The organism is Allobosea sp. 2RAB26 (assembly GCF_052115465.1).
GTDB lineage: Bacteria > Pseudomonadota > Alphaproteobacteria > Rhizobiales > Beijerinckiaceae > Allobosea.
In genome coordinates this window covers 51,475-69,895 of the sequence record NZ_JBFRGS010000008.1, presented here as the reverse complement: position 1 = coordinate 69,895, position 18,421 = coordinate 51,475, and the positions used below count along the sequence as shown (strand labels likewise).

Sequence of the window (18,421 nt, the reverse complement as noted above, 5' to 3'; positions counted from 1 at the left end):
TGTGGAAGATATCTTACATTTCTGCCAGCTCAATTGCGGGCGATGTCACCCTTCTCCGACATAGCGTCGACGCAGATGCGCCTTGAACACTCCGGCATCGAGCGGGCGGCCGGTGGCGCGGATCAGCAACTCGTCCGTCTCGTAGAGCGAACCCTGGCTGTGGATGTTGACCCGCAACCAGTCGAGGAGCGGGGAGAAGTCGCCGCGTCCGATGGCGGGCAGGATCTCCGGCTGCGCCCGGCAAGCTGCGTCGAAGATCTGCGCAGCCGTCATCGCACCGAGCGTATAGGTCGGGAAATAGCCCCAGCCGCCGCTCGGCCAGTGCACGTCCTGCAAGCAGCCGAGCCGGTCGTCCGGGGGCGTGATGCCGAGCAGCTGCCGCATCTGCTCGTTCCAGGCCGAGGGCAGCTCCGAGAGTGGCATGGTGTCCGCGATCAGGGCCTGCTCCAGCCGATAGCGCAGGATGACATGGGCGGGATAGGTGACCTCGTCGGCATCGACGCGAATGAAGCCGGGCTGGACCCGCGTCGCATTGCGCCACAGAGCCTCGGCGTCCCAGGCCGCACCGCTCGCGCCAAAGGCATCGCGCATCAGCGGTGCCGCAAAGCTCATGAATTCATGGCTCCGGCAGGCCTGCATCTCGATCAGCAGCGACTGGCTCTCGTGTAGGCTCATGCCGCGAGCATGGCTGACCGGCTGGCTCAACCAGGCTTGCGGGCGGCCCTGCTCGTAGAGGGCATGACCGGTCTCGTGCAACACGCCCATCAGGGCCTTGGTGAAGTCGGCCTCGTCATAGCGGGTGGTGATACGCACATCATTGTCGGCGCCCCCGCAGAAGGGATGTGTCGAGATGTCGAGCCGGCCACGCTCGAAATCATAGCCGAGCGCCGCCATCATCTTCAGGCCGAGCCGGCGCTGCGCCTCGATCGGAAAKGGCCCTTCCGGCCTCGGGGCGGCAGGCCGCCTGGCCTGCGCTGCCAGCGCCTCCTGCGTGAACCCCGGCAGGAAGGCGGCGAGATCGTCGAACAGCCCGTCGATCCGCTGCGCGCGGCCGCCGGGCTCGTAATCATTCAGCAGCGCATCATAGGGCGAGAGCCCGAGCCGCTCGCCCTTTGCCCGCCCGATCTCGCGCTGAAGCTTGAGCACCTCGGCCAGAAAGGGCAGCAGGCCGGCAAAATCCGAATCGGCCCGGGCCTGGCGCCAGCGCATCTCACAGGCCGAAACTGCCTTGCTCGATGCTTCGACCAGATCGCTGGGCAGCGCGGTCTCGACCGTCCAGCTGCGCCGGATCTCGCGCAGATTCGCCCGCTCCCAGGCGCCAAGCGTCGTATCGGCCTCGGCTTCTGACAGCCAGTCGCTGATACGCAGCTCGGTCACCATGCCGTGGCGCAGCACATGCAGCAACGCCATGCTCTCGGCCCGCGTATCGGCCGCTCCCTTCGGCATCATCGCGTCATTGTCCCATTGCAGGATGCCAATGGCATTGGACAGGGCGGCGACGCGGCCGAAATGGGCGGAAAGCTCGGCATAGGCAGTCATGGCGGAAACTCGCAATCCGGTAGCCGTAGGGCAGGGCGCAAAGTGGTGCGTCATTCCCAGGGCTTGATCAAGCGCACGGGAGCAGGCGGGCGCCTCACAAGCCCATGGATGAACTGCAGGAGATCAGCCTCGCGTCGCAGGGGCGAAGCGTGCTTCCGCGGTCGCGGTCATGAAGGCGTCGAGTGTCCGGGCGCCAGCCTCCGACAGCCTCAACCCGAGCTTGCTCCGGCGCCAGAGCACATCCTCGGCCCGCTCGGCCCATTCCGCACGCATGAGGTAGCGGACTTCGCGCTCATAGAGATCGGCGCCGAAATGCTGGCCAAGGTCCGCGAGCGAGTCCGTGCCATCAAGGATATCGCGGGCCCGGGTGCCGTAGGCACGGGTGAGCCGGGTGACGGTCTCGCGCGGCAGCCACGGATGCGCGGCACTGAGCGAGGCTGCGAGCGTATCGAAGCCGGTGACCGGAAAGTCGCCGCCAGGCAAGGGGCCGCTGACCGTCCAGCCAGGCTGCTTCGCCCAGCCCGCATGCGGCGCCAGGCGCGCGATCGCAGCCTCCGCCAGCCGGCGATAGGTGGTGATCTTCCCGCCAAAGACCGACAATAGCGGCGCTTCCCTCTCGGGCGCGTCGAGCGTCAGGACATAATCGCGCGTTGCCTCCTGGGCCATCGAGGCGCCGTCGTCATAGAGCGGCCGAACGCCGGAATAGGTCCAGACGACGCCCTCACGCGTCACCGGCTGCTTGAAATACTCGCTTGCCGCCGCGCAGAGATAGTCGATCTCCTCGGCCGTGGCCGACGCGGTCGCGGGATCGCCGTGGTAGTCGCGATCGGTCGTGCCGATCAGCGTGAAGTCGCGCTCATAGGGAATGGCGAAGACGATCCGGCCGTCGGAATTCTGGAAGATATAGCAGCGGTCATGCTCGTAGAGCTTGCGCACCACGATATGGCTGCCCTGGACCATGCGCACGGCGGCCTGCGTGTTCGAGCGGACGATCCCGTTCAGCACCTGCCCGACCCAGGGCCCGGCCGCATTCACCAGGGCCTTGGCGCGGACGCTGTTGCGCACGCCGTCGCGCACGGTCGTGATTCGCCAGGCGTCACCCTCGCGCTCGGCATGGAGCACCTTCGTGCGGGTGTGGATGTCCGCGCCGCGCGCTGCCGCGTCGGCTGCGTTCAGCACGACGAGCCGCGAATCCTCGACCCAGCAATCCGAGTATTCGAAGGCCTTCACCAGTTCCGGCTTCAGCGGCTCGCCCTGCGGGGCGTGCCGGAGGTCGATAGTGCTGGTCGGCGGCAGGAGTTTTCGGCCGCCGATATGGTCATAGAGGAAGAGACCAAGCCGCAGCAGCCAGGCCGGGCGCAGGCCCTTGTGATGCGGCAGCACGAACCGCAGCGGCCGGATGATGTGCGGCGCAAGCTGCCAGAGCACCTCCCGCTCCATCAGCGCCTCGCGCACCAGCCGGAACTCGTAATGCTCGAGATAGCGCAGACCACCATGGATCAGCTTGGTCGAGGCCGAGGAGGTCGCGCTGGCGAGGTCGCTCTGTTCGAACAGGATGACGGAAGCGCCGCGGCCGGATGCGTCGCGCGCGATGCCGCAGCCATTCACGCCACCGCCGATGATCGCGAGATCATATGGCTGGGCGGCAATCTCGGGAACGGCGGTCACGGCGTCTCTCCGGCTGGCGGGTGATCGTTTCAGGTTTGATTTCGCTTTGATGATGATTTTTGAATAGGTGAACCTAAAAGCGAAAGCAATGGCTCGGCCAGCACGGCGCATTCGCCCGATTAGGGGCGAGTGCGCCCATGCGGATCAATCCCGGCGGCCGACTTCGACGAGCTGGACGGCTTCACCTTTGCATAAGGTTCGCAACGCGGGCGAGGGCAGTTCGTCGGTGACGAAGACATCGACCTCGGAAAGGTGCCCGATGCGGATCGGTGCCGCCCGCTCCAGTTTCAGCCGGTCGGCAACCAGCATCACCCGCCGTGCATTATCGATGATCGCGCGCGAGATCTTGACCTCACGGAAGTCGAAATCGAGCAGCGCACCGTCCTCGTCGATGGCCGAGGCTCCGATCACGGCATAATCGACCTTGAACTGGCTGATGAACTCGGCCGTGCTCGAGCCGATCAACCCGCCATCCGTGCGCCGGACCGGCCCGCCGGCCAACACCACGTCGATCCTGGGCTGCCGGTACAGCAGCGTCGCGACATTCAGGTTGTTGGTGATGACCATCAGGTCCTCATGCTGCATCAAGGCGCGCGCGACCTCCTCGGTCGTGGTGCCGATATTGATGAAGAGCGAGGCGTTGTTGGGAATCAGCCGGGCGGCTGCTTCGCCGATGGCGCGCTTTTCGGCCTGCGCAATGAAGCGGCGGGCCTCGTAGGCGACGTTCTCGACCCCCGAAGCGATGACGGCGCCGCCATGGATGCGGGTCATCAGCCTGCGGTCACACAGTTCGTTGAGGTCCTTACGAATCGTCTGGGGGCTCACATCGAAGCGAACGGCCAGTTCGTCGACGCCGACCTTTCCTTGCAATCGCGCCGTGACCAGAATCTCGGCCTGCCGAGGGGTGCTGAGCTGATCCATGAGCCTGTCACTGCAAGTGTGATTGCGATTAGCTTTCAGTTTGCAACAGAATCACGCAAAATGTGAATGCCTGATTACGCTGCGCCAGACTCGCCCTGCCGGATCAGCGACATCTTGAGGGAGCCCCGGAGCTGTCATGCATCAGGACGCCGATGCTGGCGCCGGAATAGGTGCCATTTCGCGGCCGCTCCAGGCGCTGCTGGCCGCCTCATGATCGCAGCGCAACCGAGCAGCCTCGGATCTCTGTTCAGCCACGTTGGGTGAAGCGCTCGGCGGCGTAGGGGCGCGGATCGGTGAACGGCTCTTCGCCGGTCATCATTTCTCCGAGCAGGCGACCGGTGACGGGCCCGAGCGTAAAGCCGTGATGCGCGTGGCCGAAGGTGAACCAGAGCCCGTCATGCCGTGGCGCCTTGCCGATGATCGGCTTCATGTCGGGCAGACACGGACGTGCCCCGCGCCAGGGTGCGGGATCCACCGCCTTGCCGAGCGGGAAGATGCGCCGTGCGATCTGCTCCGCCTGCTTCATCTGCCGCGTGTCGGATGGGGCGTCACGGGCCGCGAGTTCGATGCCTGTGGTCAGGCGGATGCCGCGCATCATCGGCGACAGCACGAAACCGGCCTCGGCATCGCAGATCGGGTGGTTCAGCACAGCATTGCCCTGCGCCTCGTAATGCATGTGGTACCCGCGCTTGTAGGCGAGCGGGAAACGATAGCCGAAACGCCGGCAGAGATCGTCCGACCAGGGGCCGAGCGCGATGACGGCCGCTCCGGCGCGATACTGCGCACGCGGTGTCGTGATCGCCCAGGTCGCGCCGTTCTGTTCCAGGCCCTTCGCATCGCCGGTGACGAGCTCGCCGCCACGCGCCGTAAAGAGCTTCGCATAGGCGCGGGTCACGGCGCCGGGATCGCTGACGGTGACCGGATCGCGCCAGTGCAGTGCGCCGGCGATATCGCCCTGCAGGGCGGGCTCCCGGCGATTGAGCGCCTGCCTGTCGAGGACATCATAGGACAGTTGGAACGGACCAAGCTCGGCCGCGCCTTCGGCTGCACGTTCGAAGCTGCGCGCTGACCGGTAATACTCGATCCAGCCTTCGCGACGCATCAGCGGCTCGACCTCGGCCGGCCCCGCGAAATGCTCATGCTCGCCGATGCAGCGCTCGATCAGCGGCAGCATCTCCCGGGCGGCGCGGTTCAACCGCTCGCTTGCCGAGTGCCACCAGTACCGGGCGAGCCAGGGCAGAATCTGCGCCAGGAAATCCGGCTGATAGCGGACCGCGACCGAGCGGTTCGAGGCATAGGCCAGGATCGTGGAGAGGTCCCGCGGGAAGGCATAGGGAATCACCGAGGAACGCTCGATCAGGCCGGCATTGCCGTGACTCGTTTCGGCGCCGGGCAAGCCCTTGTCGATCAGCGTCACCGCGCGACCACGCGCCTGCAGATGCAGGGCCACGCTGACTCCGACGATGCCCGCGCCCAGCACGATGACGTCGGATTGCTTGATCGTTTGGCCCATCGCTCCTCGGCAGCATCACTCGCGTCGCGCTCGACCCGAAGGCCGGGCGACCCGTTCGAGAAGCCTCATTTTTCAGCGATATGCAAGAAAAGAAAAATCGTTTGACACTATGAAAGAAAAATTTCTTGATTGCGCCATCAACCGGGCAAACCCATGACCCAGACGCTGCGCCAGAGACTGCAGGCTTGCCTTGAGGACGGCTCCAAGGCCGACAAGGCGCTGGCGAGCTACATGCTGGCGCGCCTGAACAGCGTGCCGTTCGAAACAGCCGGGAGCCTGGCCGAAAAGGTCGAGGTCAGCGAGCCGACGGTTGGGCGCTTCTGTCGTTCGCTCGGCTACAAGAGCTTCAAGGATCTCAAGGAACAGCTCAGGCAGGATATCGGCGACCGGCCCTGGCTGATCAGCGACCGGCTGCGCGATTTCCAGCAGCGCAGCCTGGCCGGCGAGGATCAGCTCGCCCGCGGCCTGCAGCTCGAGATCTCCGGCCTAGTGGCCATCTACGAGCTGGCCCAGACGGATGAATGGAAGCGGGTCGCCAGGCGGCTTGCCGCGGCTTCGGCCGTCTATGTCACGGGCTTCCAGACGGAGCGGGGCCTCGCCCAGTATCTCGCCAACCAGCTCCAGTACCTACGCGAGGGCGTCCATCTCATCGATCTTGCAGGTGGCAATTTCGCCGAGCTGCTGCTTTCAGGCGGGCCGTCGCCCTGTCTCGTGATCTTCGAGGCCCGCCGCTACTCGCGCATGGCCAAGCTGCTGGCCCGCGAAGCCAAGCAGGCCGGCATCCGGACCACGCTCGTGACCGACGCGTTCTGCGACTGGGGCCGGGACCTCGTCGACGAGGTTCTCGTGGTTTCGACCGAGTTCAACCAGTTCTGGGACTCGACCGCGCAGATGGCGAGCCTCGGCAGTCTCCTGGTCAACAGCGTCTTCATCGAGCTCGGCCCGTCCGTCGAGGAGCGCCTGAACAGGATGGCGACGCTCTACAGCCGATTCACGGGGCATGTGGGGGATGGTTCAGGCCCCGTCGAGTGAACGAAGACCCAACATCAATCAAAAAAGAGGGGAATGGCGTCATGACGAAGATGAAGGTGAGGGGAGCCGCGTTGGCTCTCGCGCTGGCCGGGACGGCGATCTCGGGGGCGTTGTCGGCTGTCGTCGCGCAGGAAGCGACCTTCGTGCTGACGGCACGCTGGGTCGGCGCGCCGACCTACAATCCGATCAAGGCGACGAAGCTGAACACGGCGACAACGCTGATCTATGACCGGCTGGTCCTTCAGGATGCCGACCAGAGCTTCCACGGTCAGCTTGCGACGTCGTGGGAGACTTCGGCCGACGGCAAGCAATGGACCTTCAAGCTCAAGCCCGGCGTGAAGTTCCACAATGGCGAGCCCTTCAACGCCAAGACGATCGAATGGTGGGTGCCGCAGTTCAAGGGCACCGAGAACGCCTTCACCGTCGAGGCGATCGAGCGCGTCGAGGTCATCGACGACCTCACCGTGCGCTTCCACATGAAGAACCCTGACCCGAACCTGCTCTCGAACCTCGCGAGCTCGTTCATGTGCATTCCCGAGCCGAAATCCTATCAGGCGCTCGGCGACAAGTTCGGCGTCAGCGAGGCCGTCGGCACCGGCCCCTACAAGCTGCAGCAGTTCACGGTCGGCCAGCAGACCGTGCTGGTCCGCAATGACGACTATGCCTGGGCCTCCGACCTTTCGAAGAACCAGGGGCCGGCCAAGTTCAAGAAGCTGACCTTTCGTGAGATCGCAGAGGAATCGACCGCCTATCTCGAGCTGAAGACCGGTGGCGCCGACCTGATCGTCGCCGTCCCCACGGACTTCCTGCCGCGCATGCAGGCGGACAAGTCGATCAAGGTGGTGACCATCCCGGGCACCGAGCTGGTCTACATGCCGATCAACACCAGCGTGGAGCCCTTCACCGACATCAAGGTTCGCGAGGCGACCGCCTTCGCCGTGAACCAGGCGGAGATCATGAAGAGCCTCTATGGCGGGCTCGGCGAAGTGGCCGACACCTTCCTGATCTCCTCGCTGCAGGAGTCTAAGGTCGATCCGAAATACAAGATCAGCTACGACCCCGAGCGCTCGAAGCGGCTTTTCGACGAGGCCGGCTGGAAGCTCGGCCCCAACGGTATCCGCGTCAAGGACGGCAAGCCGCTCCAGGTCAAGTTCTGGGCCCAGAATGGCACGGAATTCAAGCGACTGGCCGAGGTTCTTCAAGCCCAGCTCAAGGCGGTCGGCATGCAAGCCGACATCACGATCCTCGATTCCAGCACGATCAATTCGCAATACCGCAAGAAGACCGACCACCAGCTCGCGGTCCGCGCCTATCTCTGGACCAATGCCGATATCGTCGACTGGTTCTTCAGCGCCAAGCGCCTCGGCTATCCCAATGTCTCGATGTTCAACGATCCCGAGGCCGAGAAGCTGAACGACATCGCAATGAACAAGTCGCGCAATTGGGATGAGCGCGTCGTCAACTTCACCAAGTACCACGAATACGTATTGTCCCAGTATCCGTTCGCGCCGATCTACCAGCCGGTCCAGCTCTTTGCTCACGGCAAGCGCGTCACCATGCCGGAGAAGATCCGCGGTTCGGGTCTGTCGAGCCAGTCGATCGTCGATATCGAACCCGTCAACTGACGGGTTCGCGGACCGGTTCGAGCGGGAGAGGGCGCCGTGCTTCAATTCGCGATCAAGCGACTGCTTCTGCTCGTGCCGGTTTTCCTGGCCGTGTCGCTGGTGATCTTCCTGATCATCCATCTCGTGCCGGGCGACCCGCTCGACCACATCATCCAGGTCGGGTCGTCGCCCGAGCAGCAGGCGCAGATGATTGCGCGATACGGGCTGGATCAGCCCCTCATTGCCCAATATCTGCGCTGGCTCGGCAAGGTCGTCACCGGCGACCTTGGTGATGCGATCGTGCTGCGCCAGCCGGTGGCGAAGCTGATCGCCGAGAACCTGCCGCACAGCCTTGCTCTCGGCGGGCTCGCCTTCATGTTCTCCACGATCATCGGCATCACGGTCGGCGTGCTCGCCGCCTCCTTTCGCGACAGCCTGTTCGACCGGGCCGTGATGGGGCTGATCCTGCTCGGCTCGACCCTTCCGAGCTTCTGGCTCGGGCTGCTGATGATCCTGATGTTCGCGGTCCAGTTCGAGTGGTTCCCGGTCTCCGGTGCGCGCAGCTGGGAGGCGCTCGTCCTGCCCGTGCTGACCATCGGCATCGGCGGCACTGCGCTGATCGCCCGCGTCACCCGTGCGGCGATGATCGAGACGGCCAATCGCGACTTCGTTCGCGTGCTCTACGCCAAGGGATTGCCGTTCTGGCGCATCCAGCTCCGCCATGTCCTGCAGCATGCGTTGATGCCGGTCGCCACCATCCTTGGCCTGCGCATCGGCTGGATCCTCGGCGGCGCGGTCACGGTCGAGTTCGTCTTCGCTCGGCCGGGGCTGGGATCGCTGCTGATCACCGCGCTCGGCCAGCGCGATTATCCGCTCGTCCAGGGCTGCCTGTTGATGCTCGCCATCGCGGTGATGCTCGGCACGCTGCTCGGCGACCTTGTCCAGGCAGCCATGGATCCGCGGCTGCGCGAAGTGATGGGTGCCCGATGAGCCGGTCTTCGCTGCCCGCGCGGATCGCGCGTTCGCCACGGGGAGCGCTCAGCGCGCTCTTCCTCCTCGGGCTCGTGCTCTGCGCGCTGCTCGCCTACTGGATCGCCCCCTATGACTATGCGAGCCAGAATCTGAGCCTGGCCAATTCGCCACCCTCGGCCGCGCACTGGCTCGGCACCGACGAATTCGGACGCGACCTGCTCTCCCGCATCATCCAGGGCGCGCGCACCTCGCTCAGCGTCAGCGTGCTGTCTATCTCGCTCTCGGTCGCCGTCGGCGCATCGCTCGGCGCAGCCGCGGGTTATTTCGGCGGCGTCTTCGACGGGATCGTCACCGTCATCGTCGATCTGACCTGGTCGTTCCCGGAAATCCTGCTGGCGCTGATCCTGATCGCCATTCTCGGTCCGGGTCTGCACAGCACGGCCATCGCGATCGGCATCGCCTATCTCGCCCAGTTCACGCGCCTGACGCGGGCGCAGGTGATGACCCTGAAGAACGAAGTCTTCATCGAGGCATCGATCAATATCGGCGCCAGCCCGGCCCGCATCCTGTTCTGTCATCTGCTGCCGAATGCGATCACGCCGGTGATCGTGGCGGGAATGCTGGCAACGGGCGATGCCATCGTTCTCGAGGCTACGCTCGGCTTCTTCGGCCTGGGCGCTCAGCCGCCCCTGCCGAGCTGGGGGGCGATGATGAGCTCCGGTACGGCGCAGATCTTCATCGCACCCTGGATCATCATATTTCCCGGCCTCGTCATCGCGGCGACGGTCATCGCCATCAACCTGTTCGGCGATGCGCTGATCGAGGCGCTCGATATCCGCCGGCCGCTGCGGGACGGCTGAGACCATGCCGCTCGCCGCTCTCTGTCCGTTCCGATCCGCCAGAAGAAACGTATGAGGAAGCGCCATGTCCTTCACTGTCCTGACCGCCGAATTCTCGCATGAGAGCAATACGTTCAGCCGCAAGCCGGCCGATTACGCCGCCTTCGCGTCCCGCAATATCCAGCTTGGCGACGAGGCCGTTGCGGCCCGCAGCGAGGCGAACACGCCGATCGCCGGCTTCCTCGATATCGGCCGCCCCAATGGCTGGACGGTGATCCACACGATCAGCGCCTCGGCGCAGCCCTGCGGGCCCGTGACGCGCGATGCCTATGAGCGGATCGCCAGCGTCATCATCGAGGCCGCAAGGCAGAACAAGGACCGGCTGGACGGCATCCTGCTCGGCCTGCACGGCGCCATGGTCACCGAGTTCGACCAGGATGGCGAGGGCGAACTGCTGGAGCGTCTGCGCGCCGTGGTCGGGCCGGACCTGCCGATCGGCATCACGCTCGATCCGCATGCGAATGTCACCCCCAAGATGGCCGCGCTCGCCAACATCATCGTCGCCTACAAGACCTATCCGCATGTCGATGTGCGCGACTGCGCCAGGCAGGCCGCCGGCATTCTGCAGCGCGCCATGACCGGCGAAATCAGGCCGGTCACCATTCGCGCCCATCGCCCGATGCTCGAAGAGATCAATGGCGGGCGCACCGATATCGGGCCGATGGTCGAGCGCATCGCGCGGGCACGTGCCTATGAGCAGAAGCCCGATGTCTTCGCCGTCAGCGTCAACGGCGCCTTCGGCAATGCCGATATCGAGGAGGTCGGCCCGACCGTCCTGGTGACGGGGCAGGGGGATCTGTCCGCCCACCACGCCTTCGCCGAGGAGCTTGTCCATGACATGTGGACGCGGCGCTTCGAGAGCGTGAACACCTATCTCACGGTCGAGGAGGCGGCCCGGCAGGCCAATGCCTTCGACTCCAAGGACGGCCCGCTGGTCATTGCCGATTACGCGGATAATCCGGGCGGCGGCGGCTATGGCGACTCCACCGAATTGCTGCGCGCGATGATCGCGGCCGACGTCCAGGATGCCTGCTTCGGCCCGATCATCGATCCGGAAGCCGCCGAGGAGCTGCATCGCCACGCGGTCGGTGACCGCGTCTCGATCCGGCTCGGCGGCAAGACCGATCCGCGCGTCGGGGGCGCACCGCTTGCGCTCGAAGGCACGCTTCTCTTGTTGAGCGATGGCGACTTCGTCGGTGACGGGCCGATGCTCGGCGGGCTGAAGGGAAGCTGGGGCACGACTGCCGTGCTGCGTGTCGGCGGCATCGACATCCTCGTTGCTACCTTCCCGGCCCAGATGCTCGACCTGCAGCAGTTCCGCGCCTTCGGGATCGACCCGGTTGCGAAACGGGTGGTCGGGCTGAAATCCATGCAGCATTTCCGTGCCGCCTTCGAGCCGATCGCCGGCAAGGTCGTGGTCTGCGACAGCGGTGCACTCTGCACGCCCGACCTGACCAAGCTGCCCTACAAGCATGTCCGCCGGCCGATCTTCCCGCTCGACCGCGACATGCAGCTCGCCGGCTGACCTGAGATAAGGGCGCGGCGCCTCACTGTCCCTCGGAGCGGCGACACGCAACTCCGGGGCCAGCTGGCGGCCCGCCAGCGGCATCCCTGCGTGCCATCCCGCCACCGGGTCGCTATGGTCCGGCTGTATCGGTCTTCATGTCACGCGCATCGGTTGCTTGCCGGTTGCGCTCGCATGGTCGATGGGTGACCAAGGCGGATGAGGGCTGGCCCAACGTGAATCTGAAATTCCTGGAAACCTTCGTCTGGGTTGCAAGGCTGCGCAGCTTTTCCGTCGCTGCGGACAAGCTCTGCACCACGCAGGCGTCGGTCTCCAACCGCATCGCCACCCTGGAGCGTGATCTCGGCGTCCGCCTGTTCGAGCGCGACCTGCGCAATGTCAGCCTGACACCGCACGGCCAGCGCGCCCTGGCGCAGGCGGAAGCGATCGTGCGCATGGTCAATGACTTCCAGCGCACGATCGGCGACGCCAGCAATGAGCGCGGGACGGTGCTGATCGGCGCGATCGATTCTGTCGTGTATGCCTGGCTGCCGCGGCTGATCGAGCGCGTGAAGGAAGCCTATCCGAACGTCACGATCGACCTGAACGTCGACACCAGCCTGAACCTGGCGCGCCAGATCCAGGACGGTCAGATCGATCTCGGCCTGGTCATGGGGCCGGTCGTCGCTCCCCATATCCGCAATATCGAGCTCTGCACCTTCGAATGCCTCTGGATCGCCTCGCCGAAGCTGCCCCTCAAGCCCGGCAGGCTCGCGATCGCCGATCTCGTCGACTATCCGATCTTTGCCTATTCAAAGGGCTCCCAACCGCATCAGGCCGTGCTGCGGGTGATCGAAACGGCGGGAGTTGACCCCAGCGCGATCCGCATCTTCAACTCCAACTCGCTCGCCACCATCACGCGGCTGATCCGCGACGGCGTCGGCATCGCCGTGCTGCCGCGCGTCGTCGTGCAGGAGTTCCTGGAGACGGGTGATCTACGCGTTCTCGATGTCGATGCGCGCTTGCCGCCGCTGAATTTCCATGCGGTTTTCGCCGATGATCCGGGCAACACATTACCGGCGCTGATCGCGGACATGGCCGTCGAGATCGCGGCCTCCAACTGACCATACGGCGGATGCCCAAGGAAACGGCAGGGCATGGCGCTGGCGTTCTCATAAGCAATTCTTGTCGAGGCGAACAAGAATTTCGCGTTTGCCGGGCCGGCTCGCGTTTGTTCTGCTGCGGCAACACCTGCAGGGAGAACGCCGTTGAAAGTCTCGCTCATCCAGATGAACTCGCAGGACGACAAGTCCGCGAACCTCAAGACGGCCCGGGCCATGATCGAGAAGGTCGTCGCCGAGGACCATCCCGATCTCATCGTACTGCCGGAATACTACGCCTTCCTGGACGGCAGTCCGGCGGCGATGCGCGAGAGCGCCGAGACCTTTCCGAACGGCGAGAGCTATCGCCTGATGTCGGGCCTGGCCGAGAAGCACGGCGTCACCATCCATGCCGGCAGCGTCTGCGAGCGCGACGGTGACGACTATTTCAATGCGACCCTCGTCTTCGGTCCCGATGGCAAGCAGATCGCGCATTACCGCAAGATCCACCTGTTCGATGTCGATGCTCCCGGCGGCTCGAGCTACCGTGAGTCCAACATGGTCTCGCGTGGCAAGGAGGTCGTGACCTATAAGGTCGGGGACGCCACGGTCGGCTGCGCCATCTGCTACGACATCCGGTTCCCGGAGCTCTTCCGCAAGCTGCGCGACGCCGGTTCCGATCTGATCGTGCTGCCCGCCGCCTTCACCCTGATGACCGGCAAGGACCATTGGGAACTGCTGGCCCGGGCCCGCGCGGCCGAGACGCAGACCTGGTTCCTGGCGACCGGACAGACCGGCACCCATGCGCAGGGCAAGAACGCCTGCTACGGCCATTCCATGGTCATCAACCCCTGGGGCCATATCGCCGCCCAGGCTTCCGACGGTATCGGCACGACGAGCGCCAGGCTCGATTTCGACTACACCGCCAAGGTCCGCGCTGCGGTCCCCGTCGCCAATCATCACGTCATCGGCTGACCGGAGCGCAGCATGTTCATCGTCAATCCCATGCCGGCGCAGATTCCGGCCAGCCTCGTTGCGCTGCTCGAGAAATGCGAAGTCGCGACCATCGGTCATGTCCTGCATTCAGGCTTCGTCGACCGCGAGATCCGCGCGGTGCTGCCGACCAAGCGCATCGCCGGCACGGCGGTCACCATCCGCATCCCACACGCGGATTCGACCGCGTTGCACTACCTGACCAAGCTCGTCCGTCCGGGCGATGTGGTCGTGATCGACCGCTGCGGCGACACCAAGCATGCCTGCTGGGGCGGCGTCGTCACCCACGCCATGAAGAATGCCGGAGTGGCTGCCGGTGTCATCGACGGCCCGGCCACGGATTTCTCCGAGATCGTCAAGACCGACATGCCGATGTGGTGCCGCGGTCCGTCGCCGATCACGACCAAGATCCTCGGCACCGAGGGCGCGATCAACGTTCCGGTCAGCGTCGGCGGCCAGACGATCGAGCCGGGGGATGCCGTGCTCTGCGACGAGAGCGGCATTGTCGTCCTCAAGGCCGCGACGGCCGAAGCCTATGCCCGCCGCGCCATCGAAATGCAGGAGCAGGAACTCGTCCTGCTCGAGCGCCTGCGCAAGGGCGAGAAGCTGCCCGATATCTCCGGCGCTACCGCCATGGTCGAGGGCAAGCTCGCCAGGGTCTGAATGTCCGACATGTCGAAGCGGGCGGCACAAAGCCGCTCGCGCAACCATAAACAGAGGGGAAGTCGCATGAAGACATATGCCAAGATCGCGATCGGAGCCGGGCTCGCGACCGCACTCCTGTCAAGCACCGCCATGGCCCAGCAGACCGTGACGGTGATGGCCTATTCCGGTCTCTTCCAGGAGCGCTACACCAAGGCGGTGGTCGAGCCCTTCATGAAGGCCAATCCCGGCATCAAGGTCGAATATTTCCCGATGCCGAACTCGGCCCAGATGCTGGGCAACCTGCGCGCCCAGAAGGCCGCGCCGCAGGCCGATGTCGTGATCATGGACGTCTCGGTCTCGAAGGCTGCGACCGACGAGAAGCTGCTCACCAAGATCGACGAGAAGAACACCCCGAACGTCGCCGATCTCTACCCCAGCGCGCGCATTGCCGATGTCGACGGCGTCGCCGTGACCTTCGACAACCTCGTGCTGCTCTACAACATCGATACGGTGAAGGAGACGCCGAAGTCCTGGATGGACCTCGCCGACAAGAAGTTCGCCGGCAAGGTCGCAATCCCCGGCATGCCTGACATCCAGGGCCTCTCGCTCGTGCTGATCACCGACAAGGCGCGCGGTGGCACCGACTATCTCAAGAATGTCGACAAGGGCATCGCCGCGCTCGGCGAGATCGCGCCCAACGTGCAGACCTGGGAGCCGAAGCCCGAGGTCTATGTCACGATCATCTCCGGCCAGGCGACGGTGGGCGCCGGTTGGAACGCCCGTGCGCAGGTGAACATCGACACCTCGAACGGCAAGCTCGGTGCGACCCTGCCGAAGGAAGGCAGCGTCTTCCAGATCAACACCATCAACCAGGTCGCCGGCGGCCCCGGCAAGGATGCCGGCGCGAAGTTCATCAACTACGCGCTCAGCCCCGAGGCGCAGAAGGCTTTCACGGAAGCGATGTTCTACGCGCCGACCAATGCCAAGGCGCAGATCTCGGACGCCGCGATCGCGCGCACGGCGGTGAAGTCGATGGACAAGGTCATCCCGGTGGATTGGATCGCACTCGCCAAGGTCCGCGAGCCGATCATGGACCAGTGGCGCCGCAAGGTGATCCCGCTGAGCCGCTGAGCCAAAGGAGGATGTCGACCATGACCAGCCGAACCGATGCACCAGAGGGCTTCCTTTCGATCCGGAGCCTGACCAAGCGCTATGGCGACTTCGTCGCGGTCGACAATCTCGATCTCGAGGTGCCGAAGGGCGAGCTCGTCGCCTTCCTCGGCCCCTCGGGCTGCGGCAAGACGACTTCGCTGAGAATGATCGCGGGCCTCGTGCCCGCGACCTCCGGACGGATCGTCGTCGGCGGCAGCGACCTGACCGAGGTCGCGACGCATCGGCGCGACATGGGTCTGGTCTTCCAGAGCTATGCGCTGTTCCCGCACATGAGCGTGGCGCGCAACGTCGCTTTCGGCCTCGAGATGCGCAAAGTCGACAAGGGCGAGATCGCCAAGCGGGTGAAGGAGGCGATCGCGCTCGTCCACCTCACCGGCAAGGAGGAGCACCGGCCGGCCCAGCTCTCCGGCGGCCAGCAGCAGCGCGTGGCGCTGGCGCGTGCGCTCGTCATCCGTCCCTCGATCCTGCTCCTCGACGAGCCGCTCTCCAATCTCGATGCCAAGCTGCGCGACGAGATGCGCAACGAGATCCGCGACATCCAGAAGCGCCTCGGCATCACTGCGATCTTCGTGACGCATGATCAGGTCGAGGCGCTGACCATGTGCGACAAGGTCGTGGTGATGAATCAGGGCCGGCTCGAACAACTCGGAACCCCGGTCGAACTCTATGAGACGCCGAAGACGGCCTTCGTCGCGAGCTTCGTCGGCCGCAGCAATCGCCTGACGGCGGTCGCCCGCAATGGCGCGGCCGAGTTCGCAGGCCAGCGCATAGCCGCTCCCGCCGGCCTCGAGGGACCGGTGCAGGTGATGATCCGCCCGCATCGTCTCGGCCTTTCGCCGGACTCTCCTGCAGCCGCGGATTCCGCGCGCCAGCACGTCACAGGCACCGTCGCCCGCGCGATCTTCGCCGGCGACATCCTGCAATATGACGTCGATGTCGGCGGCCAGATCGTCTCGGTCGAGCTCGCGACCCGCGGCGGCGAGAGCGTGATCGAGCCGGGCCGCCCGGTGACCCTGTCCTGGCGGCCGCAGGACATCTTCGTCTACGGAGCGGCAGCATGAGCGCCGTCGCGCCAGCCGCAGCGATGGCGGCCCCGATGCCGGCCGCGGAGCGGAGCAGCGGCCTGCCGCTCGTCGTGCTGCTGCTCCTGCCGATCGCGCTCGTGAACGCCTTCGGCTTCCTCGCACCCGTCTTCAACCTCCTGCGCATGTCGTTCTACGAGTCGCAGGCGACGGGCGCGATGGTCGAGGTCTATACGCTCGCGACCTGGGCCTCGGTGCTGCGTGACAGCTTCTACGCCGAGCTCATTCTCAACAGCATCCTGGTCAGCCTCGGCATCACGCTGATGACGCTGGTCTGCTCCTATCCGATCGCGCTCTATCTTCATCGCTCCAGCGGCACATGGCGCACGATCCTGCTCGTGCTGGTGATCTCGCCGCTGCTGACTTCGGCGGTGGTGCGGACCTATGGCTGGGTCGCGATCCTCTCGGAGAACGGACTCGTCAACAATGCGCTCGGTGCCATCGGCATCGCGCCGCTCAAGCTGATGTTCAACAAGACCGGCGTGGTGATCGGGCTGACCGAGATCCTGATGCCCTACATGATCCTCGCGCTGCTTGCCGGCTTCGGCCGGCTCGATCCGCGTGTCGAGGAGGCCGCCTCAACGCTCGGTGCGCCGCCCTGGAAGGTGTTTCGCCATATCGTCGTGCCGCTGACCCTGCCGGGCATCGCGTTGGGCTCGCTCCTTTGCTTCGTGCTGGCCGTCTCATCCTTCATCACGCCGAAGCTCCTCGGTGGCGGCCGTGTCTTCCTGCTTGCGACCGAAATCTACGACCAGGCCATCGTGACGCTGAACTGGCCGCTCGCCGCGACGCTCTCGATCCTCGTGCTCGTCATCTTCGGCGGTGCTCTCGTGCTCTACACCCGCGCCCTGCGCGCCATCATGTGAGGGGAGGACATCATGGACGAACGCCCGATTTCTCCCGCCCTGAAGATCCTCGCCGGTGCGATGTTCATCTTTCTGCTGGCCCCGCTGATCGTCGTCGTACCGATCTCGTTCTCCGGCGACAGCTACATGATGTTCCCGCCTTCGAGCTGGAGCACCAAATGGTACCCGGCGATCTTCGCGGACGGAAAGATGGTCTCCGCTTTCTGGACGAGCCTGTTGCTCGCCTTCGTGGTGACCGTGCTCAGCCTGCTGATCGGCCTGCCGGCGGCCTATGCCCTGGTCAGGCTCAAGCCGCGCGGCGCGGAATTCCTGTCGAGCCTGTTCACCGCGCCGCTGCTGCTGCCGACGATCGTGCTCGGCCTGGCGATCCTGATCGTGTTTTCCGGATATGGCCTACTCGCGACCTTCCAGGGTCTCGTCGCGGCACATCTGGTCGTGACCTTGCCCTACGCCATTCGCGTGCTCTCGACCGCTCTCGCCACCCTGCCGATCCCGGTCGAGGAAGCGGCCGCGACGCTGGGCGCCTCGCCGCTGACGGTGTTTCGGCGCGTCACCCTGCCGATGATGCGCTCGGGCATCGTCGGCACCACGGCGCTCTGCTTCCTCGTCTCCTTCGACGAGGTCGTGCTCTCGCTCTTCATGACCGGCCCCCGCATCTCGACGCTACCGGTTGCGATGTATCACCGCGTCGAACAGCAGGCCGATCCGCTGGTCGCGGCCTTGTCCGTGCTGCTCGTCGTGCTCACGCTCGTCGTCGTTCTCGTTGTCGACCGGACCTCCGGCCTCGCCAAGACCTTTGTCAAATGAACACCTTGGTCGCATCAGGACTGCCCGACAAAGGAAGCCTCATGGTCTCGAGCTGTCGTGAAGCAGGCCGCTAGCCCGGCCGAACACTGAAGGCGGTCGGGCA

General features: G+C 65.1%; 16 protein-coding genes. 12 read left to right on the top strand and 4 right to left on the bottom strand.

What is annotated here, in order from left to right:
- Positions 1–45: 45 nt before the first annotated feature.
- From AB4118_RS17145 to AB4118_RS17130, 4 genes are all read right to left on the bottom strand, one after another.
- A complete protein-coding gene (locus AB4118_RS17145; protein WP_441490869.1) occupies positions 46–1,539 on the bottom strand; it encodes a carboxypeptidase M32 in 1,494 nt (497 codons plus the stop codon).
- A 123-nt stretch (positions 1,540–1,662) separates the two neighbouring features.
- Positions 1,663–3,318, bottom strand: coding sequence for a glycerol-3-phosphate dehydrogenase (glpD, locus tag AB4118_RS17140; protein WP_441490868.1), 1,656 nt, complete (start codon positions 3,316–3,318; stop codon positions 1,663–1,665).
- Positions 3,319–3,351: 33 nt separating this feature from the next.
- Positions 3,352–4,128: a DeoR/GlpR family DNA-binding transcription regulator gene (locus AB4118_RS17135; protein ID WP_441490867.1), complete on the bottom strand. Its 777-nt coding sequence runs from the start codon at positions 4,126–4,128 to the stop codon at positions 3,352–3,354.
- Between the two features lie 247 nt (positions 4,129–4,375).
- Positions 4,376–5,641, bottom strand: coding sequence for an NAD(P)/FAD-dependent oxidoreductase (locus tag AB4118_RS17130; RefSeq protein WP_441490866.1), 1,266 nt, complete (start codon positions 5,639–5,641; stop codon positions 4,376–4,378).
- A 153-nt stretch (positions 5,642–5,794) separates the two neighbouring features.
- Between AB4118_RS17130 and AB4118_RS17125 the strand changes: the two genes are divergently transcribed.
- The 12 genes from AB4118_RS17125 (at position 5,795) to AB4118_RS17070 (ending at position 18,318) form a co-directional block, all read left to right on the top strand.
- A complete protein-coding gene (locus tag AB4118_RS17125) occupies positions 5,795–6,673 on the top strand; it encodes a MurR/RpiR family transcriptional regulator (RefSeq protein ID WP_113519031.1) in 879 nt (292 codons plus the stop codon).
- A gap of 41 nt (positions 6,674–6,714) precedes the next feature.
- Entirely contained in the window at positions 6,715–8,298 is a 1,584-nt protein-coding gene (locus tag AB4118_RS17120) for an ABC transporter substrate-binding protein (RefSeq protein ID WP_441490865.1), read from the top strand.
- Between the two features lie 36 nt (positions 8,299–8,334).
- Positions 8,335–9,267: an ABC transporter permease gene (locus tag AB4118_RS17115; RefSeq protein WP_441490864.1), complete on the top strand. Its 933-nt coding sequence runs from the start codon at positions 8,335–8,337 to the stop codon at positions 9,265–9,267.
- Positions 9,264–10,109, top strand: a complete 846-nt coding sequence (locus AB4118_RS17110; protein ID WP_441490863.1) for an ABC transporter permease — start codon at positions 9,264–9,266, stop codon at positions 10,107–10,109. Before AB4118_RS17115 ends, AB4118_RS17110 begins: the two co-directional genes overlap by 4 nt.
- Before the next feature lie 64 nt (positions 10,110–10,173).
- On the top strand, positions 10,174–11,673 hold the full coding sequence (locus AB4118_RS17105) for a M81 family metallopeptidase (protein ID WP_441490862.1): 1,500 nt from the start codon (positions 10,174–10,176) through the stop codon (positions 11,671–11,673).
- A gap of 215 nt (positions 11,674–11,888) precedes the next feature.
- Positions 11,889–12,776 (top strand): LysR family transcriptional regulator, encoded by an 888-nt coding sequence (locus AB4118_RS17100; protein ID WP_441490861.1) that lies wholly within the window; start codon positions 11,889–11,891, stop codon positions 12,774–12,776.
- A 144-nt stretch (positions 12,777–12,920) separates the two neighbouring features.
- Entirely contained in the window at positions 12,921–13,727 is an 807-nt protein-coding gene (locus tag AB4118_RS17095) for a carbon-nitrogen hydrolase family protein (protein WP_441490860.1), read from the top strand.
- 12 nt (positions 13,728–13,739) lie between these two features.
- On the top strand, positions 13,740–14,408 hold the full coding sequence (locus tag AB4118_RS17090) for an RraA family protein (RefSeq protein WP_441490859.1): 669 nt from the start codon (positions 13,740–13,742) through the stop codon (positions 14,406–14,408).
- 132 nt (positions 14,409–14,540) lie between these two features.
- Entirely contained in the window at positions 14,541–15,521 is a 981-nt protein-coding gene (locus AB4118_RS17085) for an ABC transporter substrate-binding protein (protein ID WP_441491068.1), read from the top strand.
- 20 nt (positions 15,522–15,541) lie between these two features.
- Positions 15,542–16,624: an ABC transporter ATP-binding protein gene (locus tag AB4118_RS17080; RefSeq protein WP_441490858.1), complete on the top strand. Its 1,083-nt coding sequence runs from the start codon at positions 15,542–15,544 to the stop codon at positions 16,622–16,624.
- Positions 16,621–17,511 carry an ABC transporter permease gene (locus AB4118_RS17075; protein WP_441490857.1) on the top strand — a complete coding sequence of 297 codons (891 nt, stop codon included), beginning with the start codon at positions 16,621–16,623 and terminating at the stop codon, positions 17,509–17,511. The genes AB4118_RS17080 and AB4118_RS17075 overlap by 4 nt, the downstream gene beginning before the upstream one ends.
- 12 nt (positions 17,512–17,523) lie before the next feature.
- Positions 17,524–18,318 (top strand): ABC transporter permease, encoded by a 795-nt coding sequence (locus AB4118_RS17070; protein ID WP_441490856.1) that lies wholly within the window; start codon positions 17,524–17,526, stop codon positions 18,316–18,318.
- The last annotated feature ends 103 nt before the right edge of the window (positions 18,319–18,421 follow it).